Annotated in this window: 1 protein-coding gene; it reads left to right on the top strand. The window is 65.4% G+C overall.

Annotated elements, in window-relative coordinates; all coding sequences use genetic code 11:
• Positions 1-58 precede the first annotated feature (58 nt).
• Positions 59-775, top strand: coding sequence for an IS6 family transposase (locus ACO1BU_RS37615; RefSeq protein ID WP_424140936.1), 717 nt, complete (start codon positions 59-61; stop codon positions 773-775).
• The last annotated feature ends 67 nt before the right edge of the window (positions 776-842 follow it).

The raw sequence follows: 842 nt of genomic DNA, 5'->3' as shown, positions 1-842 counted from the left end.
GGCACCGTCAAGTCGGGCGCAGCTTGGCGGGCTGGTCCCGGTCCGGTAGGGGCTCCGAATGGTCCCGCCAGCCGCCAAGTCGCCCTATTCCGGGTATCGGTTTCCCGCCGAGGTGATCAGCCACGCGGCGTGGCTGTATTTCCGCTTCCCGCTCAGCTTGCGCATGGTCGAGGAGATGCTGGCAGCACGCGGTATCATCGTCAGTCATGAGACCGTGCGGCAGTGGGCACTCAAGTTCGGCCAGGAGTTCGCCAACCGGATCCGGCGAAGACTGCCGAAAGCTGGCGATAAGTGGCACCTCGATGAGGTCGTCATCAAGATTGCCGGTGTGCAGCACTGGCTCTGGCGCGCGGTCGATCAGACCGGGATAGTGCTCGATGTGCTGGTGCAGAGCCGGCGCGACAAGCGGGCCGCCAAGCGCCTGCTGCGCAAGCTGCTGAAGCGGCAATGCCGCGCGCCGCGCGTCATGATCACCGACAAGCTTCCGAGCTACGGGGCGGCCAAGCAGGAGGTGATGCCCGGTGTCGAGCATCGCCGGCACAAGGGTCTCAACAACCGGGCCGAGAACTCGCACCAGCCGACGCGACGACGAGAGCGGCAGATGAAGCGCTTCAAGTCAGCACGGCAGGCGCAGCGTTTCCTCTCCGCCCACGACCAGATCGCTAACCTCTTCCAGCTCCGTCGCGACCACGTCACCGCCGGTCAGCATCGCGCCGCGAGGACGCGTGCCTTCGCCATCTGGGCGGAAATCAGTGGGGCACCTGCCATAGCGTAAGATCTGAGCCAGCATCGCCTCCGGCCTGCAAGCACGATCAGTCCAGCGCCAACAACTTGACGGTGCC

The sequence above is a fragment of the Roseomonas chloroacetimidivorans genome (assembly GCF_049629625.1).
Taxonomy (GTDB): domain Bacteria; phylum Pseudomonadota; class Alphaproteobacteria; order Acetobacterales; family Acetobacteraceae; genus Roseomonas; species Roseomonas chloroacetimidivorans.
The sequence above is the reverse complement of the archived record's forward strand: the minus strand, read 5'-3'. Positions and strand labels throughout refer to the sequence as shown.

Excerpts from the sequence above, each read along its gene's own strand:
- ACO1BU_RS37615 (WP_424140936.1), top strand. The coding sequence starts at position 59 with ATGGTCCCGCCAGCCGCCAAGTCGCCCTATTCCGGGTATCGGTTTCCC.